The 25,877-nt window shown below is 75.3% G+C and carries 23 protein-coding genes; 10 read left to right on the top strand and 13 right to left on the bottom strand.

Going from position 1 to position 25,877, the window contains the following annotated elements:
* Nucleotides 1–365 precede the first annotated feature (365 nt).
* The 7 genes from AB0O09_RS23990 to AB0O09_RS23960 all read left to right on the top strand — a co-directional run bounded on the left by AB0O09_RS23990 (nucleotide 366) and on the right by AB0O09_RS23960 (nucleotide 9,860).
* Complete coding sequence (locus AB0O09_RS23990) at nucleotides 366–4,232, top strand: Pls/PosA family non-ribosomal peptide synthetase (RefSeq protein WP_363544260.1); 3,867 nt, start codon at nucleotides 366–368, stop codon at nucleotides 4,230–4,232.
* A gap of 29 nt (nucleotides 4,233–4,261) precedes the next feature.
* Entirely contained in the window at nucleotides 4,262–5,611 is a 1,350-nt protein-coding gene (locus AB0O09_RS23985) for a M1 family metallopeptidase (RefSeq protein WP_363544259.1), read from the top strand.
* A gap of 173 nt (nucleotides 5,612–5,784) precedes the next feature.
* On the top strand, nucleotides 5,785–6,186 hold the full coding sequence (locus AB0O09_RS23980; protein ID WP_363544257.1) for a sortase-dependent protein: 402 nt from the start codon (nucleotides 5,785–5,787) through the stop codon (nucleotides 6,184–6,186).
* Nucleotides 6,187–6,217: 31 nt separating this feature from the next.
* Nucleotides 6,218–6,856: a class F sortase gene (locus tag AB0O09_RS23975; protein ID WP_363544255.1), complete on the top strand. Its 639-nt coding sequence runs from the start codon at nucleotides 6,218–6,220 to the stop codon at nucleotides 6,854–6,856.
* 192 nt (nucleotides 6,857–7,048) lie between these two features.
* Nucleotides 7,049–7,879 (top strand): hypothetical protein, encoded by an 831-nt coding sequence (locus AB0O09_RS23970; RefSeq protein WP_363544254.1) that lies wholly within the window; start codon nucleotides 7,049–7,051, stop codon nucleotides 7,877–7,879.
* Complete coding sequence (gene cseB / locus AB0O09_RS23965) at nucleotides 7,876–8,646, top strand: two-component system response regulator CseB (protein WP_363544252.1); 771 nt, start codon at nucleotides 7,876–7,878, stop codon at nucleotides 8,644–8,646. The genes AB0O09_RS23970 and cseB overlap by 4 nt, the downstream gene beginning before the upstream one ends.
* The gene (locus tag AB0O09_RS23960) at nucleotides 8,643–9,860 is read left to right on the top strand and encodes a HAMP domain-containing sensor histidine kinase (protein ID WP_363544250.1); all 1,218 of its coding nucleotides are present in this window, start codon (nucleotides 8,643–8,645) and stop codon (nucleotides 9,858–9,860) included. The genes cseB and AB0O09_RS23960 overlap by 4 nt, the downstream gene beginning before the upstream one ends.
* Before the next feature lie 13 nt (nucleotides 9,861–9,873).
* On the opposite strand, the gene AB0O09_RS23955 is transcribed toward AB0O09_RS23960, so the two are convergent.
* From AB0O09_RS23955 to AB0O09_RS23920, 8 genes are all read right to left on the bottom strand, one after another.
* A complete protein-coding gene (locus AB0O09_RS23955; RefSeq protein ID WP_363544248.1) occupies nucleotides 9,874–10,191 on the bottom strand; it encodes an SMI1/KNR4 family protein in 318 nt (105 codons plus the stop codon).
* Nucleotides 10,192–10,316: 125 nt separating this feature from the next.
* Nucleotides 10,317–11,489, bottom strand: coding sequence for a transposase domain-containing protein (locus AB0O09_RS23950; protein ID WP_363544246.1), 1,173 nt, complete (start codon nucleotides 11,487–11,489; stop codon nucleotides 10,317–10,319).
* A 145-nt stretch (nucleotides 11,490–11,634) separates the two neighbouring features.
* Nucleotides 11,635–13,137: an MFS transporter gene (locus AB0O09_RS23945; protein WP_363544244.1), complete on the bottom strand. Its 1,503-nt coding sequence runs from the start codon at nucleotides 13,135–13,137 to the stop codon at nucleotides 11,635–11,637.
* Between the two features lie 93 nt (nucleotides 13,138–13,230).
* Nucleotides 13,231–13,710, bottom strand: a complete 480-nt coding sequence (locus AB0O09_RS23940; protein WP_363544243.1) for a MarR family transcriptional regulator — start codon at nucleotides 13,708–13,710, stop codon at nucleotides 13,231–13,233.
* A gap of 67 nt (nucleotides 13,711–13,777) precedes the next feature.
* Nucleotides 13,778–14,473: an alpha/beta hydrolase gene (locus AB0O09_RS23935; RefSeq protein WP_363544242.1), complete on the bottom strand. Its 696-nt coding sequence runs from the start codon at nucleotides 14,471–14,473 to the stop codon at nucleotides 13,778–13,780.
* Between the two features lie 294 nt (nucleotides 14,474–14,767).
* The gene (locus AB0O09_RS23930; RefSeq protein WP_363544240.1) at nucleotides 14,768–16,837 is read right to left on the bottom strand and encodes an ABC transporter ATP-binding protein; all 2,070 of its coding nucleotides are present in this window, start codon (nucleotides 16,835–16,837) and stop codon (nucleotides 14,768–14,770) included.
* Complete coding sequence (locus AB0O09_RS23925) at nucleotides 16,834–17,841, bottom strand: ABC transporter permease (protein ID WP_363544238.1); 1,008 nt, start codon at nucleotides 17,839–17,841, stop codon at nucleotides 16,834–16,836. The genes AB0O09_RS23930 and AB0O09_RS23925 overlap by 4 nt, the downstream gene beginning before the upstream one ends.
* A complete protein-coding gene (locus tag AB0O09_RS23920) occupies nucleotides 17,841–18,824 on the bottom strand; it encodes an ABC transporter permease (protein ID WP_363544265.1) in 984 nt (327 codons plus the stop codon). The genes AB0O09_RS23925 and AB0O09_RS23920 overlap by 1 nt, the downstream gene beginning before the upstream one ends.
* A 366-nt stretch (nucleotides 18,825–19,190) precedes the next feature.
* Between AB0O09_RS23920 and AB0O09_RS23915 the strand changes: the two genes are divergently transcribed.
* Nucleotides 19,191–20,888 carry an ABC transporter family substrate-binding protein gene (locus AB0O09_RS23915; protein ID WP_363544236.1) on the top strand — a complete coding sequence of 566 codons (1,698 nt, stop codon included), beginning with the start codon at nucleotides 19,191–19,193 and terminating at the stop codon, nucleotides 20,886–20,888.
* Between the two features lie 90 nt (nucleotides 20,889–20,978).
* Here AB0O09_RS23915 and AB0O09_RS23910 read toward each other — a convergent pair whose 3' ends face one another.
* The 5 genes from AB0O09_RS23910 to AB0O09_RS23890 form a co-directional block, all read right to left on the bottom strand.
* The gene (locus AB0O09_RS23910; RefSeq protein ID WP_363544233.1) at nucleotides 20,979–21,335 is read right to left on the bottom strand and encodes a DUF6204 family protein; all 357 of its coding nucleotides are present in this window, start codon (nucleotides 21,333–21,335) and stop codon (nucleotides 20,979–20,981) included.
* A gap of 197 nt (nucleotides 21,336–21,532) precedes the next feature.
* Nucleotides 21,533–22,141 (bottom strand): GNAT family N-acetyltransferase, encoded by a 609-nt coding sequence (locus AB0O09_RS23905; protein ID WP_363544232.1) that lies wholly within the window; start codon nucleotides 22,139–22,141, stop codon nucleotides 21,533–21,535.
* Between the two features lie 143 nt (nucleotides 22,142–22,284).
* Nucleotides 22,285–23,007: a siderophore-interacting protein gene (locus tag AB0O09_RS23900; protein WP_363544230.1), complete on the bottom strand. Its 723-nt coding sequence runs from the start codon at nucleotides 23,005–23,007 to the stop codon at nucleotides 22,285–22,287.
* Between the two features lie 77 nt (nucleotides 23,008–23,084).
* The gene (locus AB0O09_RS23895; RefSeq protein WP_363544228.1) at nucleotides 23,085–23,774 is read right to left on the bottom strand and encodes a hypothetical protein; all 690 of its coding nucleotides are present in this window, start codon (nucleotides 23,772–23,774) and stop codon (nucleotides 23,085–23,087) included.
* Between the two features lie 143 nt (nucleotides 23,775–23,917).
* Nucleotides 23,918–24,508 (bottom strand): TetR/AcrR family transcriptional regulator, encoded by a 591-nt coding sequence (locus AB0O09_RS23890; RefSeq protein WP_363544226.1) that lies wholly within the window; start codon nucleotides 24,506–24,508, stop codon nucleotides 23,918–23,920.
* A gap of 75 nt (nucleotides 24,509–24,583) precedes the next feature.
* Here AB0O09_RS23890 and AB0O09_RS23885 point away from each other — a divergent pair, with 75 nt between their 5' ends.
* Both AB0O09_RS23885 and AB0O09_RS23880 read left to right on the top strand, forming a co-directional pair.
* Complete coding sequence (locus tag AB0O09_RS23885) at nucleotides 24,584–25,093, top strand: DUF3995 domain-containing protein (RefSeq protein WP_363544224.1); 510 nt, start codon at nucleotides 24,584–24,586, stop codon at nucleotides 25,091–25,093.
* 163 nt (nucleotides 25,094–25,256) lie between these two features.
* Entirely contained in the window at nucleotides 25,257–25,784 is a 528-nt protein-coding gene (locus tag AB0O09_RS23880; RefSeq protein ID WP_344627635.1) for an NUDIX hydrolase family protein, read from the top strand.
* The last annotated feature ends 93 nt before the right edge of the window (nucleotides 25,785–25,877 follow it).

Raw genomic sequence — 25,877 nt, 5'->3', positions numbered from 1 at the left:
CCTGTCTGGGCGTCCCCCCCCCCCGCGGGGGGGGGGGGGGGCCCCGGCCGGCCCGGGGGGGGGGGGCCCCCCCCACGCGCTTCTGGTCGCTCACCGACGCGCCCTCGTCCGCACGACGCGGTCTTGTCCGCCCCGGAGCGGTCCGGCAGGCTGCCGCGTGGGCGGCGGGGCTCCCGGTCGCCCGGGGGAAGGCGCAGCGCGGCCCGAGTGGTCACCGCTGCTCCGGCCGGCTCGACCCGAGCGGTGGTGCGGCGCGCCGGGTGGTTGGCTTGGCGCGGGCGGTAATGCCCAGGTCGGTAGATTGTCCGGGTTGTCGCGCTTTGGACGCCTTCGATGGGTCTCCCGGGAGCCGGGAAGGGGACTGCATGACCGTGATGACCGGCCCCGAGACACCGCTCGCGTTGTTCCCCGGCCGTCCGCCGGCCGCCGTCCGCACGTTGGTGGACGTGCTGCGGGCGACGGCCGCGGCGCACCCGCACGAGCCCGCGCTGGACGACGGCCGCACGGTGCTGGGCTACGCCGACCTGCTCGACGAGGTCGAGCTGCTGCGGCGGCACCTGGCCCGGGCGGGCATCGGCCTCGGCGACCGGGTGGGCGTCCGGGTGCCGTCCGGCACCAACGACCTGTACGTGTCGATCCTGGCCGTGCTGGCGGTCGGCGCCGCCTACGTGCCGGTGGACGCCGACGACCCGGACGAGCGCGCCGAGCTGGTCTTCGGCGAGGCCGACGTCAACGCCGTGCTCGGCCCCGACCGGGAGCTGGGCCGGGTCAAGCCGTCCGGGAACGAGGCCGCGAGCCCCGGCCCGGAGGACGACGCGTGGATCATCTTCACCTCCGGCTCCACCGGCCGGCCCAAGGGCGTCGCCGTCACCCACCGCAGTGCCGCCGCCTTCGTGGACGGCGAGGCCGGGCTGTTCCTGCAGGGCGAGCCGATCGGGCCGGGCGACCGGGTGATGGCCGGGCTGTCCGTCGCCTTCGACGCCTCCTGCGAGGAGATGTGGCTGGCCTGGCGGCACGGCGCCTGCCTGGTGCCCGTCCCCCGGGCGCAGGTGCGCAGCGGCGCCGACCTGGGCCCGTGGCTGGCCGAGCAGGAGATCACGGTGATCTCCACCGTGCCGACGCTGGCGGCGCTCTGGCCCGCCGAGGCGCTGAACGAGGTCCGGCTGCTGATCTTCGGCGGTGAGGCCTGCCCGCCGGAGCTGGCCGAGCGGCTGGTCACCGAGGGCCGCGAGGTGTGGAACACCTACGGCCCGACCGAGGCGACCGTGGTGGCGTGCGCCTGCCCGCTGACGGGCGAGGGCCCGGTGCGGATCGGGCTGCCGCTGGACGGCTGGGAGCTGGCCGTCGTCGACGAGGAGGACCGGCCGGTGCCGATGGGCGGCAGCGGCCAGCTGGTGATCGGCGGTGCGGGGCTGGCCCGGTACCTCGACCCGGTGAAGGACGAGGAGAAGTACGCCCCGCTGGAGGCGCTGGGCTGGGCCCGCGCGTACCGCAGCGGCGACCTGGTCCGCGCGGACCCCGAGGGGCTGGTCTTCCTCGGCCGCGGCGACGAACAGGTGAAGCTCGGCGGCCGCCGGATCGAGCTGGGCGAGGTGGACGCCGCCCTGCAGGCGCTGCCGGGGGTGGCCGGGGCGGCCGCCGCCGTCCGCTCCGCCCGCAGCGGCAACCAGCTGCTGGTCGGCTACCTGGTCGTCCGGGAGGGTTTCGACCGGGCGGCCGCGGTCGAGCGGCTGCGCTCCGAGCTGCCCGCGGCGCTCGTCCCGCTGCTCGCGACCGTCGAGGAACTGCCGTGCCGCACCTCCGGCAAGGTCGACCGGGCCGCGCTGCCCTGGCCGCTGCCGGAGGTCGAGCAGGGCGGCCCGGGCGAGGAGCTGTACGGCACCGAGGCGTGGCTGGCGGAGCAGTGGGCCGAGGTCCTCGGGGTGCCGGTGCGCAGCGCCGACGACGACTTCTTCGCGATCGGCGGCGGTTCGCTGGCGGCCGCGCAGCTGACCACCCGGCTGCGCACCCGCTGCCCGGCGGTGTCGGTGCTGGACGTCTACCAGCAGCCGACGCTGCGCAAGCTGGCCCGGCTGCTGGAGCGGGCGGCGCCGGCCGAGGCGACGGTCCGACGGGTGGAGCCGACACCGCTGCGGGCGGGGCTGGTGCAGCTGTCGGCGCTGCTGCCGCTGTCCGCGCTGATCGGGCTGCGCTGGAGCGTCCCGCTGCTGGCGCTCGGCTCGGTACTGCACGTGCTCGGCGGCTGGGCCTGGGTGCCGGCCGCGCCCTGGTGGGCGGTCGCGGCGGGTGCGGCGCTGCTGTTCTCCGCGCCCGGGCGGCTGGCCGTCGCCGCGGGCGGCGTCCGGCTGCTGCTGCGCGGTGTCGGGCCGGGGACCCACCCGCGGGGCGGCAATGTCCACCTGCGGCTGTGGGCCGCGGAGCAGTGGGCCGAGGCGGCCGGTGCCACCTCGCTCTCCGGGGCGTGGCTGACGCGCTACGCCCGGGCGCTGGGCGCGCAGGTCGGCGAGGACGTCGACCTGCACACGTTGCCGCCGGTGACGGGTCTGCTGCGGCTCGGCAAGGGCTGTGCGATCGAGAACGAGGTCGACCTCGCCGGGTACTGGCTGGACGGCGACCGGCTGGAGGTCGGCGCGATGAGGGTCGGCGCGGGCGCGGTGGTCGGGACGCGCTCGGTGCTGTTCCCCGGCTCCAGGGTCGGCAAGCGCGCCGAGGTCGCGCCGGGCTCCGGCGTGGCCGGGCACGTGCCGACCGGGCAGCGCTGGGGCGGCGCCCCCGCCGTCAAGATCGGCAAGGCGGAGCGCGGCTGGCCCAAGCAGCGGCCCGCCCGCAGCACCCGGTGGGCCGCGGTCTACGGCCTGACCGGCTCCGCCCTGGCCCTGCTGCCCGCGCTGTGCCTCGTTCCGGCCCTGCTCACGGCCGGGCTGTTCGTCCACCCCGGCGACGACCTGCCGACGGCGCTGCGCGGTGCGCTGGCCGCGGTGGTGCCCGCCACCCTGGTGTACGGCCTGGCGTACGCGGCGGTCGTGCTGGCGCTCGTCCGGCTGCTCAGCCTCGGGCTGCGCCCCGGCCACCATCCGCTGCACGGGCGGACGGGGTGGCAGGTGTGGACGGTCAGCCAGCTGATGGACCACGCCCGGCAGACGCTCTTCCCGCTGTACGCCGGGCTGATCACCCCGTTGTGGCTGCGGCTGCTCGGGATGCGGGTCGGCCGGCGCGCCGAGGTCTCGACGGTGCTCGCGCTGCCCAGCCTCACCACCGTCGGCGACGGCGCCTTCCTCGCGGACGACACCCTGATCGCCCCGTACGAGCTGGGCGGCGGCTGGCTGCGGGTGGGCCGGGCCGCGGTGGGGCGCAAGGCGTTCCTCGGCAACTCCGGGATGACCGCGCCCGGCCGTTCGGTGCCGGACCGGGGTCTGGTGGGCGTGCTCTCCGCCACCCCGAAGAAGGCCAAGCGGGGCAGCTCCTACCTGGGGATGCCGCCGGTGAAGCTGCCGCGGTCGGCGGACACCGCGGACGCCGCCCGCACCTACGAGCCGCCCGGCAGGCTGCTGTGGGCGCGCGGTCTGACCGAGCTCGGCCGGCTCGTCCCGGTGTTCGCCTCGGCCGCGCTGGCGGTGCTGGCCGCGGTCGCGCTCTGCGCCCTGGACGGTGCGGTGCCGGGCGGTGCGGTGCTGTTCGCCGGGCCGGTGCTGCTCGCCGCCGGGGCGGCGGCCTGCGCGGTGTCGGTCGCCGCGAAGTGGCTGCTGGTCGGGCGCTGCCGGGCGGCGGAGCACCCGCTGTGGAGCGGCTTCGTGTGGCGCAACGAGCTCGCCGACACCTTCGTCGAGGTGCTGGCGGTGCCGTGGCTGATCGGCCGGGTGCTCGGCACCCCGGTGCTCAACGTCTGGCTGCGGGCCCTCGGCGCCCGGGTCGGCCGCGGCGTGTGGTGCGAGAGCTACTGGCTGCCGGAGACCGACCTCGTCACCCTCGGCGACGCGGTCAGCGTCAACCGGGGATGCGTCCTGCAGACGCACCTCTTCCACGACCGGATCATGAGGCTCGATACTGTGGAACTCCGCGAGGGCTCGACCCTGGGCCCGGGCGGGATCGTGCTGCCCGGCAGCACGGTCGGGGCCCGCTCCACGCTCGGCCCGGCCTCCCTGGTGATGCGTGCGGAGTCCGTCCCCGACGACACCCGCTGGCTCGGCAACCCGATCGAGGCCTGGCAGCGCCCCGGGCACCGAGCCACATGACCGAGACCGCGCACGGAGAGAACCGACCGGTGAGCCCCAAGCAGACCGAGGCCGCTGCCGCCGACCCGTACTTCCCGAACAACGGCGACCACCGGTACCGCACCCACCGGTACGAACTCACCCTGGACTACCGGCCGGGCCCCAACCGGCTGGCCGGCACGGCACGGATCACGGCCATAGCGGGCCGGGCGCCACTGCGCGAGTTCGCGCTCGACCTCGCGGCGTTCAGGATCGGCCGGGTGCTGGTCGACGGCCGCCCGGGCCACTACACGCACCGCGGCGGCAAGCTGCGGATCAAGCCGGCCAAGGCGCCCGCGGCCGGCGCCGCCTTCACCGTCGAGGTGCACTGGTCCGGCAACCCCAAGCCCGTCCGCAGTCCCTGGGGCGGTCTCGGCTGGGAGGAGCTCACCGACGGCGCGCTGGTCGCCAGCCAGCCCGTCGGCGCGCCGTCCTGGTACCCGTGCAACGACCGGCCGTCCGACAAGGCGAGCTACCACCTGTCGGTCACCACCCCCTCGCCGTACACCGTGGTCACCGGCGGCCGGTTGCTCACCCGCACCACCCGCGCCTCCTCGACCACCTGGGTGTACGACCAGCCGGCACCCACCGCCAGCTACCTGGTCGGCCTCTCCGTGGGGCCGTACCGCGGCGTCCCGCTGGCGCGGCCGGGCCCGGGCAGCGTGGCGCAGACCGGCTGGGTCCCGGCCCGGCTGCAGGGGCGGTTCGAGCACGACTTCGCGCGGCAGCCGCAGATGATGGCGCTGTTCGAGGAGCTCTTCGGGCCGTACCCGTTCACCGAGTACGCGGTGGTGGTCGCCGACGAGGAGCTGGACGTCCCGGTCGAGGCGCAGGGCCTCGCCACCTTCGGCACCAACCACGTCGACGGCGCCCGCGGCAGCGAGCGCCTGATCGCCCACGAGCTCGCCCACCAGTGGTTCGGCAACAGCGTCACCATCGGCGGCTGGCCGGACATCTGGCTCAACGAGGGCTTCGCCAAGTACGCCGAGTGGCTGTGGTCGGAGCACTCCGGCGGCCCGAGCGCCCAGCGCAAGGCCGAGACCGCGTACCGCAAGCTCCTCGCGCTGCCGCAGAACATCCGGATCGGCGACCCGGGCAGGAGCCTGATGTTCGACGACCGGGTGTACGAGCGCGGCGGTCTCACCGTGCACGCCCTGCGCACCGCCCTCGGCGACCCGGTCTTCTTCCGGATGGTCCGCGACTGGGCGACCAGCCGCCGGCACTCGGTGGTCACCACCGCCGAGTTCGCCGCGCACCTCGCCCGCTACGGCGGCCACGCCGCGGACGGCCTGCTCGACGCCTGGATCGGCCGCCACCGCCTCCCGCCGCTGCCGCTCGCGGCCCGCGCGACGCCGCTGTAGGGGGTGGTCCCGGCACCGGCCGGGGCGGCCGTGCGGCCGTGACGGGGGCTGTTACCGATCCGCGCGGTGGCCGTTACACGGCCGGAGGGAGTCCGTGAGGAGCGGTTCCTAGCGTGTGCGTCACCAACTCGCGTTCATCCGGACGGGAGTGGCGAACATTCGGAGGAGTCCTCATGTCACGTACCTCGACCGTGCACCGCTCGGTGCGCTCCGCGCTGGTCTGCGCCGGAGCCGGGGTCGCCGTGGTGCTGTCCGCCGGCGCCGCGGCCGCCGACGGGTCGTCGCCGAGCCCGGTCCCCTCGGCCCCGGCACCGACGGCCACGCGCAGCGCCGCGCCCAGCCCCGTCCCCACCCTGCCCCCGGTCGGCGCGGACGGCCGCCGGAGCACCCCGGCGCCGATCGGTCCGGACGGCCGCCCGGCCGGCACCGCGCCGCGGGGCGGCGCCCAGACCGGTGAGGCGGACGCGGGCACCTCGCCGACCGCCGTCGTGCTCGGCTCCGTGCTGGCGCTGGCCGGCGCGGCCGGGATCGGCACCGCCGTCGTCCGTCGGCGCCGTGCCGGCGCGCAGGCGTAGCCGCAACCGGCGCGGCCGGCGCCCCTCGTGGGTGCCGGCCGCGTCGGCCGGCGCGCTCGTCCTCGCGCTGGGGCTCGGCACGGTGGCGTACGGCCTCACGCCCGACGGGGAGCCGGTGCGGATCTCGTACACCGGCCCCGACGCCTCGCCGCCGACCCACGCCGTGCCGTCCACGGGTGCCACCGGTCCCGGCTCCGCACCGGAGGCCGGACGGTCGGCCTCGCCGCCGGTCCGGCTGCTGATCCCCCGGATCGGGGTGGACGCCCCGGTCGGCCCGGTCGGCCTGAACGGCGACGGCACGGTCGAGGTCCCGCCGCTGGACCGGCCCGGCCGGGTCGGCTGGTACCGCGACGGCGCGGCACCGGGCCTGCCCGGACCGGCCGTCCTGCTCGGCCACTACCGCACCCGCAAGGGCCCCGCCGTCTTCGAACGGCTGCCGACGCTGCGCCCGGGCGACACCGTCCGGGTGCGGCGGGAGGACGGCCGCACGGTGACGTACCGGGTCCGGGCGATCCGCCAGTTCCGGAAGTCCGCCTTCCCGACCGACCTGGTGTACGGCGCCACCCCCGACGCACAGCTTCGGCTGGTCACCTGCGGCGGCACGATCGGGAAGGACGGGCACTACAGCGACAACATCGTCGTCCTCGCCGACCTTTCCGACGGTGCGTGACCCCGTCGGCGGCCGGACGGTCGCCGACGGGGACCGTCCGACCGGCGGGCCGTGGCCGACCGGCGGCCGGGCGGCGGGCCGCCGGTGGGCATGGGGCAGACTGGCTGCCCTCGCGTCGTCCCGGTACGACCGTCAGCGTCCCCGTACGACCGTCAGTCCCCGTGAGGGCCACCAGGAAAGGCACCGCAGCACGTGAGGAAGTGGACAGGCCCACCTGCCCGGACCGGGACGGCCGGCCGTGCCGTGGCGGCGGTCGCGGCCGTCGTCGCGGCGGTCCTGGTGCTCGCCGGCTGCGACAGCCCGGGCACCCTGCACGACGCCGGCCCGGCCCGGCAGGTCGCGGAGCACCCCAGCCCGCAGCCGCTGTGGCCGGCCGCCGCGACCTCGGCCCCGGCGACCCCGCGGGCCGAGTCGGACGCGCCGCCGCCGTCCCCGCTGCCCGGCCTGGCCGCCCCGGCCGGTGGACTCGGGCAACTGGACGCCCGGGTCGTCCTGCTCCACGACCCCGCGCTGACCGACCTCGAACACCGCGCGCTGTCCGGGGACTGCACCCGCTGCACCGTCCAGCCCGCGCAGTACCGGGACCTGAGCGGGGACGGCCGGCCCGAGCTGATCACCGCCGTGCTGACGCCGGAGGCCGACGGGCGCGCGGTGCTGCACGTCTACAGCGACCGGGACGGGAAGGTCGTCCCGGTGCTGGCGGTCGGCGCGGACGCCGGGTTCACCGCCGACACCGTCGGACGGGACCTCGTCCTGCACGAGCCGGACGGGCCGACCGCCCGCACCAGCAGCACCTACCGCTGGAACGCCGTCCGGATGGCCTTCGTCGACCGGCAGACCGTCTACACCGGCCCCGCCGACGGCGCGGCCGGCTGCCCGACCCCCGAACCCACCGTCCCCGCCGCCCGGCCGACGCCCACGCCCACCCGCCCGGACGGCGTCGTCATCGGCCCGGACGGCCGGCCGCTCGGCCGGTCGGCCGTCCCGTCCCCCGTCCCCACCCTCCCGGCGAGGCGGCGATGACCGCACCGATCCCGCCCCTGCCGGCCGCTCCGCCCATGCCGCGGATCCTGCTCGTCGAGGACGACGAGGTGATCCGCGAGGCGACCCAGATGGCGCTGGAACGGTACGGCTTCCCCGTCGACACCGCCGCGGACGGCCTCCAGGGCCTGGAGCGGTTCCGTGCCCGGCGGCCGGACCTGATGCTGATCGACGTGATGCTGCCGATGCTCGACGGGGTCGGCCTGTGCCGGCGCGTCCGCGAGGAGAGCAGCCTGCCGATCCTGATGATGTCCGCCCGCGGCGAGGCGGTCGACGTGGTCTCCGGCCTGGAGGCCGGGGCCGACGACTACGTGGTGAAGCCCTTCGAGATCGCCGTCCTGGTCGCCCGGATCCGCACCGTGCTGCGGCGCACCGGCCCGGCCGCCGCGCCCGCCGTCCCGGGCCCGTCCGGTGCGGCCGGCGGCGCCCCGGCGGACGCGGCGCAGCCCGGCCCGTCCGCGCTGCGGGTGATCGACGACCTGGCGGTGGACACCGACGCGATGGAGGTGACGGTGGCCGGCGAGCCGGTGCCGCTCACCCCGACCGAACTGCGGCTGCTGCTGGAGTTCACCGCCGCCCCCGGCGTGGTGATGGAACGCCAGACCCTGCTCTCCCGGGTGTGGGACTACTCCTGGGACGCCGACAGCCGGGTGGTGGACGTCCACGTCCAGCGCCTGCGCGCCAAGATCGGCGCGGGCCGGATCGAGACCGTCCGGGGCTTCGGCTACCGCCTGCGGCGCATCCGGTGACGCTCCGCCGGCAGATCGCCGCCGTCATCGCACTGGTCTCCTGCCTGGTCGCGTGCACCGTCGCCGTGCTCGTCCACCGGGCGTCGGTGGGCCAGCACACCGACCAGGCCCGGGCCTCCGCGGAGGCCGCCCTGGACGCCGTGCTCACCGGGTACGACCGCACCGGCGAGCTGGTCGGCGGCTGGCACGCCGCGGTGGACGACCCGGCGGTGCCCGCCGACCTGCGGGCACTGGCCGCGCGGGGCCGGCAGGGCTCCGTGCTCGGCCCCGGCCCGAACGGCACCGCGATGTGGGCGGCGGCCGGCGCCGGCGGCCGGGTGGTGTCCGTGCGCCTCGACTTCGCGGGCGACGAGCAGGCGGTGGCGGACCTCGACCGGGCGGTGCAGATCGCCGCGGCGCTGTCCGTCGCGGTCACGGTGCTGGCCGGGGTGCTCGCCGCCGACCGGATCAGCCACCGGCTGCGGACGGCCGCCCGCACCGCCCGCACCATCGCCGCCGGCGACCTCGACGCACGGATCGGACCGCTCGGCCGCCGCCGCGACGAGGTCTTCGAACTGGCCACCGCCGTCGACTCGATGGCCGCCGCGCTGCGCAGCCGGCTGGAGAACGAGCAGCGCTTCACCGCCGACGTCGCGCACGAGCTGCGGACCCCGCTGACCGGCCTGCTCACCGCCTCCGAACTGCTGCCGGACGGGCGGCCCACCGAGCTGGTGCAGAACCGGGTGCGGGCGCTGCGCGACCTGACCGAGGACCTGCTGGAGGTCTCCCGGCTGGACGCCCGTGCCGAGTCCGCCGACCTGGCCGACCTGCCGCTGGCGCAGCTGGTGGCCCGCACGGCGGCCGCCGCCGGGCGGCCGGTCGAGCTGGTGGTGTCCGCCGACGCGACGGTCAGCACCGATCCGCGGCGGTTCGACCGGGTGCTGGCCAACCTGGTGGCCAATGCCCACCGGCACGGCGAGCCGCCGGTGCGGGTGCGGGTGGACGGGCCGGTGGTCACCGTCCGCGACCACGGGCCGGGGTACCCGGAGTCCGTGCTGCGCGACGGCCCGCAGCGCTTCCGCACCGGCGCCCGGGAACGCGGCCACGGCCACGGACTGGGCCTGACGATCGCCCAGGGCCACGCCGAGGCCATCGGGGTCGCCCTGCACCTGGGGAACCACCCGGAGGGCGGCGCGGTCGCCGAACTCCGGCTGCCCGTCCCCCGCACGGGCTGATCCCGCGGCCCGGCTACCGGTACCGGTCGCCGGTCTCGCGCAGCGCCCGGTCGAGGTAGTGGCCGAGGTCGTGGCAGACCAGGGAGCGGCCGTCCGTCTCGTGGTCCCGGACGAAGACGTCCGTCCGCGGCGGCGTGCGGACGAAGGCGAACCGGTCGCCTCCCCCGTTGTCGCCGAAGAACATCAGCGGCTCGAACGGCATGTAGAGCGCGGCGAAGTCGGCTGCGGCGCGGAACTCGGCGCTGTCCCGGGCGATCCGCCCGGCGCTCCGGACGACGTCGTCGCCGTTTCGTCCCCGCACTCCGTCGCACTCCCGCAGCAGCGCGGCCAACTCGGCGGGCAGCGGCTGGCCGAGCGCCGCCTCGACCGCGGCCAGCGCCTCCTCCCCGCCGGCTCGCCGAGCTCGGCGTCGCCCGCCGCTTCCAGGATCAGTTCACGCCACACCGGAGCAGCATGTCAGATCCGGGGGCCCGGGACGGTGCCGGCACCGGCCGAGGTCGAGTCCGAGGCCGGGTCCGAGGCACGGCAGTGCAGGGAGTTGACCGCGTACTGGACCAGCAGGTGCGCCCAGATCTCCTGATGGACCAGGTCCGGGCTCTCGGACCGCAGTGCCCGCGTGGCACCGGGCAGCAGCGCCTCCGGCTGTCGCCGCCGGTGGGCAACCGTCAGGTCGGCCGCCGGCGCGGTCCCCGGATCGGTGAGGGTGGTGATCAGCCGGACCGGCCGCCCGCCGTCGCGGTCCGGATCGCCGTCGGCGACGACCCGGACGACATGGGCCGCCGCCGGATCCGGCTTCGCACCGGACCTCACCACCTGCAGCTGCTCCTCCCGCAGGTCGCCGCCCAGACGGGGATCGACCAGGGCCGACAGGTACGTCCCGTCGGACAGGACCTCCAGGACCGGCAGGGACAGCTGCGCCGACACCCGCCAGCACTGCGCCGCCCCGGTCTGCGCCGCGGCGCCGAACGCGGCGAAGCCGTAGAGGTCCTGATCGGCCAGCAGCAGCCACTCGGTGGAGATCGACGGCAGCAGTGCGGCCGCCGTCGCCGTCCCGCTCCGGGACCACGGCCCGACCTCGGCGTCGACGACGGCACGCGATCCGCACTCGACGACGGCCACGACCCGGGCCCGCGGAGCGCCGGAGCCGGACGGGTCACCGTCGGCGCGGCCGAACTCGGCCGCGTTCTCGGCCGAGTCGGGGACGTCGAACCCGAACCCGTGGAGGGCCGTCAACCGCCGACCGCCGAACCGTGCGGCCGGGGGCGCAGGGGTGGCGACCGGCTCGGCCACCCGGTAGAAGGTCTCCCGCAGCACGTCCCGGCCCAGCCGCTCGCGTGCCTCGGCGATCACCGACGGCGTCAACGGTCCCCACCCGGCGTCCCGGACCCCGAACTGCGGCAAGGCCGCGATGACCTTCTCCGCGAGCTCTTCGGGCCCGTCCTCGGGGAGGAGGCACGACGCCATCACCAGACAGGCCGTCAGATACGGCGGGAGTCCTCCGCCCGGGCCCCCGTCGGCCACCCCGCACACCTCCACGGCCTCGTCGACCAGCGCCTGCGGCACCGCCGCGAGCACCTCCGCCAACGACACCCGCTCCTGCCCGCCCGAACCCACCCACCCCTGGACCATGCGCCAACCCTACGGCGGGTGGATCACCACCAGGGGCGGCGGGAACCTGCGGAGGGCACCAGCAGGGACGCGTGGGGACACCTCCCGGCCGAAGGCCGGGAGGAGAACTGCGCAATCCGGCAGTGGTGCTCCTGAGGAGTCCGGTTCACCCCTGGTCCGCACGGTGGCCCACATCCGCATTGCGCAGTCCCCCGCGCCCCTGAATCGACCGCCCGAGCAGGGTGGCGGCGACGGTTGCGGCGGCGGCGAGGAGGCCGGTGCCGACGGCGAAGGCGAGGCGGTAGCCGCCGGTGAGGGCTTCGGCGGTGGTGCGGCCGGCCGCGGTGAGGGCGGTCGTCCGGCCGGCGGCGAGGGTGGAGAGCACGGCGACGCCGACGGCCATGCCGATCTGCTGGGTGGTGTTGAAGAGGCCGGAGGCGAGCCCGGCGTCGTGTTCGTCCGCACCGGACATGGCCAGGGTGGTGAGCGCCGGCAGGGCGAGGCCGAAGCCGGTGGCGAGCAGCATCACCGGCAGCAGGTCGGTGGCGTAGTGGGCGTGCACGGGCAGCCGGACGAGCCAGCCGAGGGCCGCCGCGAGCAGGACGAGGCCGGCGAGGAGGACGGCACGCTCGCCGAACCGGGCGTTGAGCCGGGCGGCGGCGCCGAGCGAGGTCGCGCCGATCACCACGGCGGCGGGCAGCATGGCGAGGCCGGTGGCGGCGGCGCCGTGTCCGATCACCTTCTGCAGGTAGAGGGCGACCAGGACCTGGAAGGAGAAGAGCGCGGCGACCATCAGCATCTGGACGAGGTTGGCGGCGACCACCGTCCGGTTGCGGAAGATCCGCAGCGGTACCAGCGGGGCGGCCGCCCGTGCCTGCCGCAGGACGAAGGCCGCGAGCAGGGCGGCGGCGAGCGTGCCGAGTCCGAGGGTGCGGGCGGAGGCCCAGCCGTGCTGTTCGGCGCCGACCAGGGTGGCGATGCCGAGCATCAGGCCGGCCGTGAGCAGGACGGCTCCGGGGGCGTCGGCGCCGGCCCGCAGGCCGGTGCCGCGGTCGGCCGGGAGCGCGGGGAGGGCGAGGAGCAGGGCGGCGGCGCCGATCGGCAGGTTGATGAGGAAGATCCAGTGCCAGTCGAGGGCGTCGGTGAGGACGCCGCCGAGGACCTGGCCGATGGAGGCGCCGGCCGCGCCGGTGAAGGAGTAGACGGCGATCGCCCGGGTTCGTTCGCGGGGGTCGGTGAAGAGGGTGACGAGGATGCCGAGTCCGACGGCGGAGGCCGCGGCGGAGCCCACGCCCTGGAGGAACCGGGCCGCGAGCAGGACGGCCGGGGATCCGGCGGCCGCGGCGAGCAGCGAGGCGGCGGTGAACAGGGCCGTTCCGGCGAGGAAGGTCCGCTTGCGGCCGAGCAGGTCGCCGAGCCGTCCGGCGAGCAGCAGCAGGCTGCCGAAGGCGATCAGGTAGGCGTTGACGACCCAGCTCAGCCCGGCCGGGGAGAAGCCCAGGTCGGCCTGGACGGCGGGCATGGCCACGGTGACGATGCTGCCGTCGAGGACCGTCATCAGCAGGCCGGTGGACAGGACGGCGAGGGCGGTCCACCGGGAGCGGAGGCCGCGCGGGACCGGAGCGGCGGCAGCGGGGGCGGCGGTGACAGGTGCGGGTGCAGCAGGCATGGGTCTCTCCCGTCGGTGCGGTGCGACGGGTACGACCCTAGCAACTAATCCCGTTGCGGACTATCTAGTTATGGACGGTTTCTTGGTGGACGGCTACTGGCGGGCCCGCCGGGCCGGTCGGGCGGACTCCACCGGTGCCGCCAGCTCCCCCTGGACCAACTGCTTGAGGCCGCGCAGCAGCGCCTCGCCGTCCGGGCCGGCGAGTGAGGCCAGCACCTCCCGGTGCACCCCGTCGACGATCTTCTGGCTCTCCTGCGCGACCTGCGCCCCCTTCTCGGTGACGGCGACGATCCGGGCGCGGCGGTCCCGGCTGGACGGCCGCCGCTCCGCCAGGCCGGCCTTCTCCAGCTCGTCCACGGTGACCACCATGGTGGTCTTGTCCATGTCGCCGATCTCGGCGAGCTGGATCTGCGTCCGCTCCTCCTCCAGCGCGTGCACCAGCACGCAGTGCATCCGCGCGGTCAGGCCGATCTGCGCGAGCGCGGCCGCCATCCGGGTGCGCAGCACGTGGCTGGTGCGGTCCAGCAGGAAGGAGAGGTCGGGTTCGGTCCGGGAGGTCGCCATCGCAGTCATGGCTCCAGCGTAGCCAGACCGGACCGAACCGGATCGTCCCGAACCGGATCGTCCGCGCCCGGGGTGGCTACCGCTCCCGGTCGCCGAGCAGGAGGGCCAGCACGGCTTCGGTGAACGCCTCCGGCGCGGCCGCGTGGACGAGGTGGCCGACGGGCACGGTGATCAGCCGGGCGCCGGGGATCCGCCGGGCCAGCTCGGCCAGGCCCTGCTGCGGAACATGGCTGCTCGGGCCGCCGGCGATCACCAGGGTGTCGGCGGTGATCCGGGCGAGGCCGTCGAGCCAGGCCGGGTCCGGGGAGTCGATCTGCCGGCGGAGGGCGAGCACCATGTCCCAGTCGAAGTCGAGCGGGCCGTCCGGCCGGGTCGGGACGGAGGGCACCCTCGGCAACGGCGGCGGCGCGTCCTCCAGCACCAGGCGGCGGACGCGGTGGGGCTGCTGCTGGGCGAGCAGGTGGCCGACCACGCCGCCCATCGAGTGGCCGACCAGGTCGACCGTGTCGAGGCCCAGGGTGTCGAGCAGGGCGAGCACGTCGTCGCGCATCGCCTCCAGCGAGTACTCCCCCGGCCACTCCGTCCGCCCGTGGCCGCGCAGGTCCGGCGCGTACACCCGGCGGTGCCGGGCGAGGGCGGGCGCGACCGCTCCCCAGTCGGCGGCACTCTCGCCCAGGGCGTGCAGCAGCACCAGCGGCGGGGCACCGGGCGCTCCCCACTCCCGGTAGGCGAGTCGGATGCCCCGGACGGCGGCGGTGCGCTCTACGGCCATGCGACGACCGTACGCGCCGCCGCTGCCCGAGGGGACCGGATCGGGCCGGATCGGACCGGACGACCCGTCAGCGCCGGTGCAGCCGTCCGCGGTTCCAGCAGCCCTGGCCGGGCCGCCGGCCAGGGCGGACGACCGGCCGTCGCCTCGGGTCACCACCACCCGGTGGCCGTCCAGGGCGATGCGCTCGCCGGACGCCGGGAAGAGCGGCCCGGCGAGGGCGAGGAGGCGGCCGTCCTCGGACTCGAGTCCGTGGACCAGCAGCAGTCTCGGTACGGGGGTGACGCCGACGGCGGATCAGGCACCGTGCGGGTAGTGGCAGGCGGCGACGTGGTCGACGCCGGGGGCGGCGGTGTCGGGCGGGGTGTCCCGCTCGCAGCGGCCGCGCCGCTCCGTGTCCAGGGCGGCGTACACCGGGCAGCGGGAGCGGAAGCGGCAGCCCTCGTGCCGGACGGTCGGCGAGGGCGGGTCGCCGGCCAGCAGGAGTTTGCTGCGCCGGCGTTCGGCCGCCGGGTCGGGCAGCGGGACGGCCGACAGCAGGGCACGGGTGTACGGGTGCCGCGGCCGTTCGAAGACCTCGGTGACGGCGCCCGTCTCGACGGTGCGGCCGAGGTACATGACGGCGACCCGGTCGGCGAGGTACCGGACGACGGACAGGTCGTGCGAGACGAAGAGGTAGGCGAGGCCGAGTTCGGCCTTGAGCTGCTGGAGCAGGTTGAGCACCCCGGCCTGGACGGAGACGTCGAGCGCGGAGACGGGTTCGTCGAGGACGAGCAGGTCGGGCCGGACGGCGAGGGCCCGGGCGATCGAGATCCGCTGCCGCTGGCCGCCGGAGAACTGGTGCGGGTAGCGGTCCGCGTGCTCCGGGTCGAGCCCGACCTGCCGCAGCAGCTCGGGGATCCGGCGGCGGACCTCCTCGCGCGGGGTGCGCTGGGCCTGCAGCGGTTCGGCGACGATGTCGCCGATCGGCATCCGGGGGTCGAGGCTCGCCGCCGGGTCCTGGAAGACGATCTGCACCCGGGCGCGCAGGCGTCGGGCGGCGGCCCGGTCGAGGGCGGCGGTGTCCTGGCCGAGGAGTTCGATCCGGCCGCCCTGCGGTGCGGCGAGGCGCAGCAGTTCGTAGAGGGTGGTGGACTTGCCGGAGCCGGACTCGCCGACCAGGCCGAGGGTTTCGCCGCGGCGGATGTCGAGGTCGACGCCGTCCACGGCGTGGACGTCGCCGATCCGGCGTTTGAGGACGGCGCCCTTGAGCCGGGGGAAGCTCTTGGTGAGGCCGCGGACGGCGAGCACGGCGTCCCGTTCGGCGCGCGGCGGCAGCGCCCGGGCGGGGGCGGGGACGGCGGGCACCGGGTAGACCTCGGCGGGTGCGGGTCGGCGGGCGGCGAGTTCGTCGGCGCGGACGCAGGCCGCGAGGTGGCCGGACGCCCGGTCGTGGGCGCCGTCGGAGCCGTCGGAGCCGGTGTCGAGGGCGGGTTCGGCGGTGCGGCAGCGGTCCTCGGCGAGCGGGCAGCGGGGGGCGAACGGGCAGCCGCGGCCGAGTTCGCCGGGGGCGGGCGGGCGGCCGGGGATCGGCACCAGGGGGCCGCCGCGGCCGTCGAGGCGGGGCACCGCGCCGATCAGGCCGAGGGTGTAGGGGTGGCGGGGTGCGGCGAACAGTTCGTCGACCGGGGCGGTCTCGGCGATCCGTCCGGCGTACATGACGGCGACCCGGTCGGCGCTGCCGGCGATGACGCCGAGGTCGTGGCTGACCAGGACGAGGGCGGCGCCGGTCTCCCGCTGGGCGGTGCGCAGCACGTCGAGGACCTGGGCCTGGATGGTGACGTCGAGGGCGGTGGTGGGTTCGTCGGCGAGCAGCACGTCCGGGTCGTTGGCGATCGCCATGGCGATCATGGCGCGCTGCCGCATGCCGCCGGAGAACTCGTGCGGGAAGCTGTCGAGGGCGCGGTCGGGGGCGGGGATGCCGACGAGGTCGAGCAGGTCGGCGGCGCGCTTGCGGGCGGTGGCGCGGTCGACGTCCTGGTGGATGCGGACGGCTTCGGCGATCTGGTCGCCGATCCGGTAGACGGGGGTGAAGGCGGAGAGCGGGTCCTGGAAGACCATGGCGATGCGGCGGCCGCGGACGGCGGCGAGTTCGCGGGTGGGCAGGCCGACGAGTTCGCGTCCGTCGAGCCGGACGGAGCCGCCGACCCGGGCGGTGCCGGGCAGCAGGCCGAGCACGGCGAGCGCGGTGACGGACTTGCCGGAGCCGGACTCGCCGACGATGCCGAGGGTTTCGCCGCGGTGCAGGTCGAGGTCGACGCCGCGGACGGCGGGGGCCGTGCCGAAGTCGACGGTGAGGTCCCGGACGGTGAGCAGGGCGGGGGTCACGGGGTGCTCCGGCGGGTTCGGGCGGCGGGGGTGCTCGGGTCGTCGGCCGGTGCGTCGGCGACGGGCGTGCGGGCGGCGCGGGCGAGCCGGGCGGAGCGGCGTCCGGCCTCGGCGGTGGGGTCGAGGGCGTCGCGCAGGCCGTCGCCGACCAGGTTGACGGCGAGGACGAACAGCACGAGGAGGGCGGCGGCGAAGTAGAACAGCCAGGGGAAGACGGGGGCGTCGGCGGTGCCGGCCGCGAGCAGGGTGCCGAGCGAGACGTCGGGGGCGCGGACGCCGAAGCCGAAGTAGGAGAGCGCGGCCTCGCTCATCACGGCGCCGCCGACGGCGATGGTGGCGTCGATGATCAGGAAGGAGGAGACGTTGGGCAGCACGTGCCGCCAGATGATGCGGAACGCGCCGACGCCCATGAACCGTGCGGCGGCGACGAATTCGCGTTCGCGCAGCGACCTGGTCATGGAACGGACCACCCGGGCGGTGATCATCCAGTTGAACAGGGCGAGCAGCAGGACGAAGGCGAGCCAGCCGGTGCCGCGCAGCCGCGGCGAGACGATGGCGATGACCAGGAAGCCGGGGAAGATCAGCATCAGGTCGACGAGGAACATCAGCAGCCGGTCGGTCCAGCCGCCGAAGTAGCCCGCGCAGGCGCCGACCAGGGAGGCGAGGCCGGTGGAGAGCACGGCCACGAGCAGGCCGATGACCAGGGACTTCTGCAGGCCGCGGATGGTCTGCGCGAAGACGTCCTGGCCGATGCCGTTGGTGCCGAACCAGTGCTCGGCGGACGGCGGGCGGCGGATCTGGCCGTAGTTGGGGGTGGCGTAGTCCCAAGGCGTCAGGTGCGGGCCGAGGAAGGCGAGCAGGAAGAGCAGCAGCAGGACGGCGGCTCCGACGACGACACCCCTGGAGGCGGCGAGGCGGCCGGCGACCAGGCGCAGCCGGCCGGCGGGGGCGCGGTCCGCGGCGGGCGCGGGGGCGGCGGTCTCGGGCAGGGCGGTGGCGGTCATCAGTACCTCACCCGGGGGTCGAGCGCGGCGTGCAGCACGTCGGCGAGGAAGCCTGCGGCGAGCACGACGACGGCGGCGAACAGGTTGACCGCGACGACGGCGTTGATGTCCTGTTCGTTGACGGCCTGGATGAACCATTCGCCCATGCCGTGCCAGCCGAAGATGGTCTCGGTGAAGGCGGCTCCGGTGAAGATGCCGAGGAAGCTGTAGGCGAACATCGTCGACATCGGGATGACGGCGGTGCGCAGGCCGTGCTTGAGCAGGGCGCGGTTGCGGGTGAGCCCCTTGGCCTCGGCGGTGCGCAGGTAGTCGGAGCCGAGCACGTCGAGCATGGTGGAGCGCTGGTAGCGGCTGTAGACGGCGAGGCCGCCGAGGGCGAGCGAGAGCGTGGGCAGCAGCAGGTGCAGGCCCCAGTCGGCGAGGTGGGCGCCGAGTCCGCCGGCGAGGTTGGGCGTCTCGTAGCCGGTGAAGGGGACCACCTCGTGGCCGGCGGCGTCCTTGGCGGCGATGGCGCCGTTCTTCAGGAGCAGCGCGACGAGGAAGACCGGGGTGGAGAGCAGCACGAAGGAGAGCAGTGTGAGCGCCCGGTCGGAGAGCCGGTACTGGCGGACGGCGCTCCAGGCGCCGCCGGCGACGCCGAGCAGCATGCCGAGCAGGCTGCCGATCAGCAGGAGGCGCAGCGAGACCCAGATCCGGCGGCCGAACTCCTCGTTGACCGGGGTGTTGTGGATGGTGCGGCCGAGGTCGGCGTGGAGCAGCAGGCCGTCGGCCCAGGTGGCGAAGCGTTCGACGACCGGGGTGCGGTCGTTGATGTTGAGCGCGGTGAGCTGGCGGTCGACGGCGGCCGCGGAGGGTCTGGGCTGCTTGGCCTCGAAGTAGGCGCGGGGGCCGAGGGCGGCGCAGGAGAGGGCGTAGGCGAGGAAGACGGCGGCGACCAGGAGGACGGCGTAGTAGCCGAGCCGTTTCGCGAGGTAGCGGGTCACGGCGTACCGCCGGTGTGGTTCGCACACCTGGAGAACATGGTCGTTCGCCTTCGTTCGGAGGGGTTTTGACGCAGTTTCGCGCAGCAGTTGTACGGCACCTCGGACGGTCCGTCCAGGGCCCGCTGCACGGCGCGGTGCGGCCGGGTCGGTGAACGCGCTGGTCACAGTCGATCAGACGGGTGCGGACAGCATGTTGCCACCGGATTGCGCCCCGTTTCGTTTCGATCAGTTCTGCGCATGACCCCCTGTCGCCGGAGCTGATGGACTGTTACGTTCTGCCTGCCGGCACCGACTTGGCTGCCCACGTTCAAGTGCCGCCACACCTGGCGGCCGCCCACGACTCTTCGAGACCCCGAGGACTTCCCGATGGACGCATCGCTCGCCACCCGCAGACTCGGCCGGGCCGCCGCCGCGGCACTCGCCGTGGCGCTGGCCGCCACGGCCTGCAGCAGCCAGGCCGACGGCACGGCGGACGACGCGGCCAAGACGGTGGTGCCGACGGTGGGCGCCGAGGACAACAACCCGCAGCCGCTGGACCGGATCAAGGACGGCGGCGAGCTGCGCGAGCCGCTCCAGCAGTGGATCACCCAGTGGAACCCGTACCAGGTCGACGGCACCTACGGCGACGCGGTCGAGATCATGGGCTACCTGGAGGCGAAGCTCTTCCGCTCGGACGCCAAGGGCGTCTACCAGCCGGTGCCCGAGTACCTGGTGTCGGCCGAGGTCACCTCCACCTCGCCGCAGGTGGTGACCTACCGGCTCAACCCGAAGGCGGCCTGGTCGGACGGGAAGCCGATCGGCTACCAGGACTTCAAGGCCGTCTGGCAGGCCTCCAACGGCAAGGACCCGGCGTACAACCTCGCCGACTCCTCCGGCTACGAGCAGGTCTCCGCCGTCGAGCAGGGCGCGTCCCCAGGCGAGGTCAAGGTCACCTTCGCCCAGCCGTACGCCGACTGGCAGAGCCTGTTCAACCCGCTGCTGCCGGCGGCGGGGATCTCCACGCCGAAGGAGTTCAACGAGGGCTGGATCGAGAAGGTCCCGGTCTACGGCGGTCCGTTCGTCCTGCAGAACGCCGACAAGACCGCGCAGACCATCACCCTGGTGCCCAACCCGAAGTGGTGGGGGCCGAAGCCCAAGCTGGACCGGATCACCTACCGGGTGATGGACTCCGCCGCCATCACCCAGGCCTTCCTCAACAACGAGGTGGACTACGCCTCGGCCGGCACCGCCACCGCGTACGGCCAGCTCAAGGACGCCAAGGACGCGGCGATCCGCACCGGCACGCCCTGGGACGAGGTGCACATCTCCTTCGGCGGGAACGGCGCGCTGGCCGACCGGAAGGTCCGTCAGGCGCTCGGCCGGGCGCTGGACCGGGCCTCACTGATCAAGATCGCCAACAAGGGCGTGCCGGTGGAGTTCAAGCCGCTGGACAGCCACCTGTTCATGACCAACCAGAGCGGCTACCGGGCCAACGCCGGCGACTGGGTGAAGTACGACCCGGCGGTGGCCGGCAAGCTGCTTGACGAGGCCGGCTGGAAGGACGCCGGCGGCACCCGCGGCAAGGACGGGCACCCGCTGGAGCTGCACTACGTGATGAGCGACGGCTCCACCCAGGCCCAGGCGGACCTGGCGGCCGCGGTGCAGAGCATGCTGCAGCAGGTCGGGGTCAAGCTGTCGATCGACAAGGTGCCGAGCAAGGAGTACTTCTCGAAGTACATCAACCAGGGCCGGTTCGACCTCGCGAGCTGGCGCAACACCGGCTCGTTCCCGCTCTCCAGGACGGTGCCGATCTACCGTGCGCCGCAGGGCGACAACGTGTTCGGCAACTACTCCAAGCTGAGCACGCCCGAGATCGACTCGCTGCTGCGCAAGGCCGCGGCGACCCTCGACCCAGCGCAGGCCGCCGACCTCTACAACCAGGCGGACGTCAGGATCTGGGAGCTCGGCCACACCGTCGAGCTGTACCAGCGGCCGAGCATCGTCGCCGTCCGCAAGGGCCTCGCCAACTTCGGCGCGGGCAGCCTCGCCGACACGGTCATCACCTCGGTCGGCTGGCAGAAGTAGCCGCCGCGCCCCGGGTACCGCCGCCGTCCCCACATCCCCCGAGCGGGGACGGCGGCCCTCCCGGCCCTCCCGGTTCTCCCGGGCAGCGGGTCAGAGCCCGCGGACGGCCTCGCGGCGGCGGCGCTTGCCGAGGGCGGCCTGCGAGAGGTCCTCGGCCTGCGAGCGGAGGTTCTTGAAGCCGTAGCCGTGCCCGGTGAGCCAGGCCGCGGCCGCGGTCTCGGCCCGCTCGGTGGCGGTGAGGATGTCCTCCTCGGCCTCGCCGGAGTCCGCGAAGCGGAAGGTGAAGGCCGTGCGGGCGGCGATGTCGTAGCTCAGGTGCCCCTCGGGCGTGAAGGCCGCGCGCAGCACGTCGTGCTCGGCGGCGTTCGCGAGGAGTTCGGCGCGCTGCGCCTCGTCGAGGCCGTCGAAGACGCCTCGGACGGTGATTCGGAAGTCACGGGTGCTCACCCGGCCGACCCTAGGCGGCGGCCTGCGGTCGGTGCACCCCCTTTTCCGCGGGGCCGGGCGCCGCACCCGTCACGACCGGGCCCGTGCTGTCGTGGCGCCCGCCCCCGGACTGCGCGGGCCTCCCCCCAGGCCTTCGGCCGGGAGGTGCCCCTACGCGCCCTTGGGCCGACGGCCTGGGTCCGCCCCGGGGACGACTCCTACGAACGGGCGGCGAGGGCCCGGGCGACCGTCTCGCGGGTGAGGAAGACCAGCTGGGCGCGCTTGTGGGGCAGGTCGATCTGCGGGCCGAGCTCGAAGCCGGTGCGCAGCGTGCGGGCTATCGACTTCTCGTTGAGGGCGTCGGGTTCGGCGACGATACGGAGCCGGGAGGGGTCGGCGAAGACGAAGCCGAGCAGGGCGGTGATCAGGCCCGCGGTGAAGCCGGGGGCGGGCTCGCCGTCGGCGGGCGCGAGGAGCAGGTGGACGCCGAAGTCGCCCGGCCGGACGGGGTAGCACTCGCCGACGGGGTCGTGTTCGGGCCGGTAGGTCTGGAAGAGGGCGACGGGCGTGCCGTCCCGCTCCACGATGTAGGCGTGGTGGGTGTCGAGCGAGTCCACGTGGGCGTAGATCCGGCGGACCGCCTCGCGGGTGTGGCCGACCATGCCCCAGAAGCGCGCTCTCTCCTCGTTCACCCAGCCGTGCACCAGGGCGGCGTCGCCGGACGGGTCCAGCGGGCGGACGGCGACCGTCCCGAAGCCGGGCACGGTCTGCTCGTGGACGGCGGCGGGGGCGGTCTCCCGGACGGCGGTCGGGGCGGCGGTGGTCATGGTCTCTCCTCCGGTGGCACGGGTTCGGTCGGCGATGGCGCGACGGTGGCGGCGGCGTGACGGTGGCAGTGGCGTGACGGTGGCGGCGGCCGGACGCGCCCGGTGCCGGCGAGGGGTCGCCCCCTCGCCGGCACCACGGGTCGTCAGGGCCGCCAGTAGCCGAGGGCGTTGACGCGCTGCTTCGGCAGGGCCAGGTCCTTGCGGGCGAACCGGGTGAGGGCGCGGGTGGTCGCGGTGTCGCAGGCGATCCACACGTAGGCGCCGGCGGGGTCGGTGAGCAGCGCCGGCAGCGCCTCCCGGACCTCGGCGACGAGGTGGGCGCCGGCGTCGCGGCGGGGCAGCCGGCGGACGGTGTGCCGCTCGGGGTCGGCGCGCAGCGGCAGGTCCTCGTCCGAGTCGTGCCGGGTCTCCAGCCAGACCGTGGCCGGCACCTCGGACAGGGCGGTGAGCAGCGAGTTGACGGCGGGGACGGAGGCCGAGTCGCCGACGACGAACAGCTGCCGGGGCAGCGGGTCGGGCGCGGTGAAGGCGGAGCCCTGGACGGTGGCCCGGACGGTGTCGCCGGGTGCGGCCTTCCGCGCCCAGTCGCTGGCGCGGCCGTCGTGCAGCGCGAATTCGAGGCTGAACGTTCCTCCGGCGGCGTCGGGGTCGACGAGGGTGTAGGCGCGCTGGTGCGGCCGCCCCGCGTCCTCGAACCAGATGCGCACCCACATCGTCGGGTGGACGCCGGTCGCGGCGAGCATCCCGCCGTCGGTGAACCGCACCCGCCGGTAGTGGTCGGTGACCTCCTCGACCGCGGTCACCGTGAACTCGAAGTCCTTGCCCCGCATCAGCTTGAGGACGACGCCCTCCCAGCCGTGCCCCATGACACCCTCCCGCCCCGCAAATTTAGGTAAGGCTAACCTAGCTCATGGCGGGAGGGTTTCGACACCCGGGGATCGGCTCAGCGGCGGGCGCCGCCCGGGCCCCGGTCGTCCTCGGCGCCGTCGGCGGGCGGGGCGGTTTCCGCCTCCTCGGTGGCGCGGGCGAGCCGGCACAGGTCGGGGAGCAGCGCGGCGAGCCCCGCCGCGTACCGCTCCGTCCCGGGACCGCCGGGCAGCGGGTGGTACAGGAAGCACGCCTCGTTGCGTTGGAGGCTGACCGCGGGCGCGCCCAGGGCGGCGAGGCGGTCGATCAGGTCGCTGCGCACCAGGGGCTCGGCGATCGCCTCCGTACCGGTCGCCGACATCGGGACGTAGAGCCCCGGCTGGACGACCGGGAGTCCCAGGGCGGCCGCGCTCCAGGCCCGTTCGAGCCGGATCATCGGCACGTGCTCCGGGAGTTCGTAGCGGAACAGCAGCCAGTGCAGGCCCCGGCGCTGCTCCAGGCGCACGAACCGGGCGACGGTGACCTCGCGCCCGTCCGGACCGGGGCCGGTGACGGCGGTGCCGCGCGGGACGTCCAGCCAGGGGTAGTGCGGGACGTACTCGTTCCAGGTCTCACCGGGCGCCATCGTCCGCCATCCGGGGCTGCCGCCGAGGAGCCGCATCAGCCGATCGGCGGCCTTCGCCCGCCGCAGGGTGCCGACCTCCCTGGTCAGCCCGAACGCGACGGGCGCCAGCAGCAGGGCGAAGAAGAAGATCCAAACGGCCATACCGTCCCCCCTCATGACCACGCCCCCACGCCCCCCGCAGGACGGCCCGCCCGAACGCACGCGGCAGGCACCGTCTCTGACGCGCACTCGGCGCCGACGGGTTCCGCGGATCGCCCGGGGAGCGGCTCGCCCCCGGCGTCCGCTCAGGGACGGGCCGGAGCGGCGGGGGTCAGGATCATGGCGACCAGGTGGTCGAGGGCGGCCGCCGCGTCCGGGTCGCCGGGCCGCGCCTCGGGGGCGGTCTCCGGCGCGGTGCGGCGCAGCTCCAGCCAGCCGAGGTAGGCGGCGTAGGCGGCCAGGGAACGGTGTCTGGCGCTCTGCGGGTCGTGCCCGATGCCGGTGAACACCTCGGCGAGGAAGGCCAGCCGGGTGCGGGTGACCCGGGTGACCACGGCGGCGACGGCCGGGTGGGCGGTCTGGGCGACGAGGGCGGGCTCGAGTCCGGCGATCTTCTCGCTGCCGAGGGCCTCGGCGAACAGCACCCGGGCACGCACCCAGGGGTCGGGCTCGGCGCGGACGGCTTCGACGAGCTCGGTGGTGGTGCGCCGTTCCCAGGTCTCCAGGGCGGCGACGAGCAGCGCCTCCCGGTTGTCGAAGTGCCAGTAGAAGCTGCCCCGGGTGACGCCCAGCTCCTTGGCGAGCACGTCCACCGCCACGGCGGCGACCCCGCCGCGGGCGAGGGCGCGCAGCGCCGCCATCGTCCAGTCGTCCTTGCTGACTCTCCCCTTGGCCATGTTCCGTACAGTACTGTACGGAACATCCGTACAGTGGTGTACGGATCCGGTGTCGACGAATACGGGGGTGGCGCGGTGAACGCCAGGGAGTGGCTGCTCGGTGCGGTGCAGGGTGAGCGGGCGCCGGCCGGCGCGGGGGGTCGCGCGGCCGCGGCCGCCGCGGCGGCGGGGCTGGGCGCGGCGGCGGCGCTGCACGCGGTGTGGGCGTTCTCGCCCTGGCCGCTGGAGTCGCGGGCCGAGTTCGCGACCGTCGTGGTGGGGGTGGACGAGTCGCGGCTGCCGTCCGGGCCTGCGACGGTCGCGGTCGCGGGCCTGCTGGGTACGGCGGCCTGGCTGGTCGTCACCGCCGCCCGGCCCCGGAGCCCGCTGGGCGCCTCCCGGCTGGTGCGCTCGGGCGTGTGGACGGTCTCCGGGGTGCTCGCGCTGCGCGGCGCCGGCGGGCTGGTGGTCTCCGGGCTGGGCCTCGGCGACGCGCCGGCCGGGTTCCGGCACTGGGACCTGTCGCTCTACTCGCCGCTCTGCGTCACCCTGGGCGCGCTGACCGGCTACGTCGCGGTGCGCACCCGGCGCCGGGACCGCCGCTGAAGCTTGTTGCGGAAGGTCTCGGCCTGGGCGCGAGGCCCGGTGGCACGCTGACGGTCCGGCAGGTCGTCCTCGCCGGGGGCGCGACACGCAGGGTTCGCCGGCCCGCAGTGGCGGGATGATCCCGCAGGACAGCCCGGGAACGTACGATCAGCCAATGGCTGACATGACGGAAACCAATCCGGGGTGGCTCGCGCCCGAGGAGCTGGAGACGGCCCGCGCCCGGCTGCCGATCCTCTACGTCGAGGCGGTGCCCGTGCGCGTCGACGACACCGGCGAAGTCACCGAGATCGGGCTGCTGTTGCGCATCGGGCCGGACGGCACGGTCAGCCGGACGCTGGTCTCCGGACGCGTCCTGCACCACGAGCGCGTCCGGGACGCGCTGCTGCGGCACCTGGAGAAGGACCTCGGGCCGGTGGCCCTGCCCAGGATCCCCGCCTCGCTGCAGCCGTTCACCGTCGCCGAGTACTTCCCGACGCAGGGGGTGACCTCCTTCCACGACCCGCGGCAGCACGCCGTCGCGCTCGCGTACGTCGTGCCGGTGGCCGGCGACTGCAGGCCGCGTCAGGACGCGCTCGACCTGGTGTGGTTCAGCCCGCAGGAGGCCGCCTCGGATCTGGTGCTGCAGGAGATGCCCGGCGGGCAGGGAGTGCTGCTCAAGCGGGCGCTGGCCCATCTCGGCTGCCTGACCTGAGCCCGCCCGCACGCCTGGCCCGGCACCGCCCTCCGGCCGGGCACGGCTCTCCGGCCCGCCACGGTGTTCCGGCCGGGCGCGGTCGGCGTGTCC

The sequence above is a fragment of the Kitasatospora sp. NPDC093679 genome (genome assembly GCF_040683455.1).
GTDB classification, from domain to species: Bacteria; Actinomycetota; Actinomycetes; order Streptomycetales; family Streptomycetaceae; genus Kitasatospora; species Kitasatospora arboriphila.
This window is presented reverse-complemented; position numbering and strand designations above follow the sequence as displayed.

Bases quoted from the DNA above. Each gene is read 5' to 3' on its own strand.
- AB0O09_RS23890 (WP_363544226.1), bottom strand. From the start codon at position 24,508: ATGGCCAAGGGGAGAGTCAGCAAGGACGACTGGACGATGGCGGCGCTG.
- cseB (WP_363544252.1), top strand. From the start codon at position 7,876: ATGACCGCACCGATCCCGCCCCTGCCGGCCGCTCCGCCCATGCCGCGG.
- AB0O09_RS23990 (WP_363544260.1), top strand. From the start codon at position 366: ATGACCGTGATGACCGGCCCCGAGACACCGCTCGCGTTGTTCCCCGGC.
- AB0O09_RS23945 (WP_363544244.1), bottom strand. From the start codon at position 13,137: ATGCCTGCTGCACCCGCACCTGTCACCGCCGCCCCCGCTGCCGCCGCT.
- AB0O09_RS23905 (WP_363544232.1), bottom strand. From the start codon at position 22,141: ATGACCACCGCCGCCCCGACCGCCGTCCGGGAGACCGCCCCCGCCGCC.
- AB0O09_RS23895 (WP_363544228.1), bottom strand. From the start codon at position 23,774: ATGGCCGTTTGGATCTTCTTCTTCGCCCTGCTGCTGGCGCCCGTCGCG.
- AB0O09_RS23935 (WP_363544242.1), bottom strand. From the start codon at position 14,473: ATGGCCGTAGAGCGCACCGCCGCCGTCCGGGGCATCCGACTCGCCTAC.
- AB0O09_RS23925 (WP_363544238.1), bottom strand. From the start codon at position 17,841: ATGACCGCCACCGCCCTGCCCGAGACCGCCGCCCCCGCGCCCGCCGCG.
- AB0O09_RS23980 (WP_363544257.1), top strand. From the start codon at position 5,785: ATGTCACGTACCTCGACCGTGCACCGCTCGGTGCGCTCCGCGCTGGTC.
- AB0O09_RS23880 (WP_344627635.1), top strand. From the start codon at position 25,257: ATGACGGAAACCAATCCGGGGTGGCTCGCGCCCGAGGAGCTGGAGACG.
- AB0O09_RS23940 (WP_363544243.1), bottom strand. From the start codon at position 13,710: ATGACTGCGATGGCGACCTCCCGGACCGAACCCGACCTCTCCTTCCTG.
- AB0O09_RS23915 (WP_363544236.1), top strand. From the start codon at position 19,191: ATGGACGCATCGCTCGCCACCCGCAGACTCGGCCGGGCCGCCGCCGCG.
- AB0O09_RS23900 (WP_363544230.1), bottom strand. From the start codon at position 23,007: ATGGGGCACGGCTGGGAGGGCGTCGTCCTCAAGCTGATGCGGGGCAAG.
- AB0O09_RS23950 (WP_363544246.1), bottom strand. From the start codon at position 11,489: ATGGTCCAGGGGTGGGTGGGTTCGGGCGGGCAGGAGCGGGTGTCGTTG.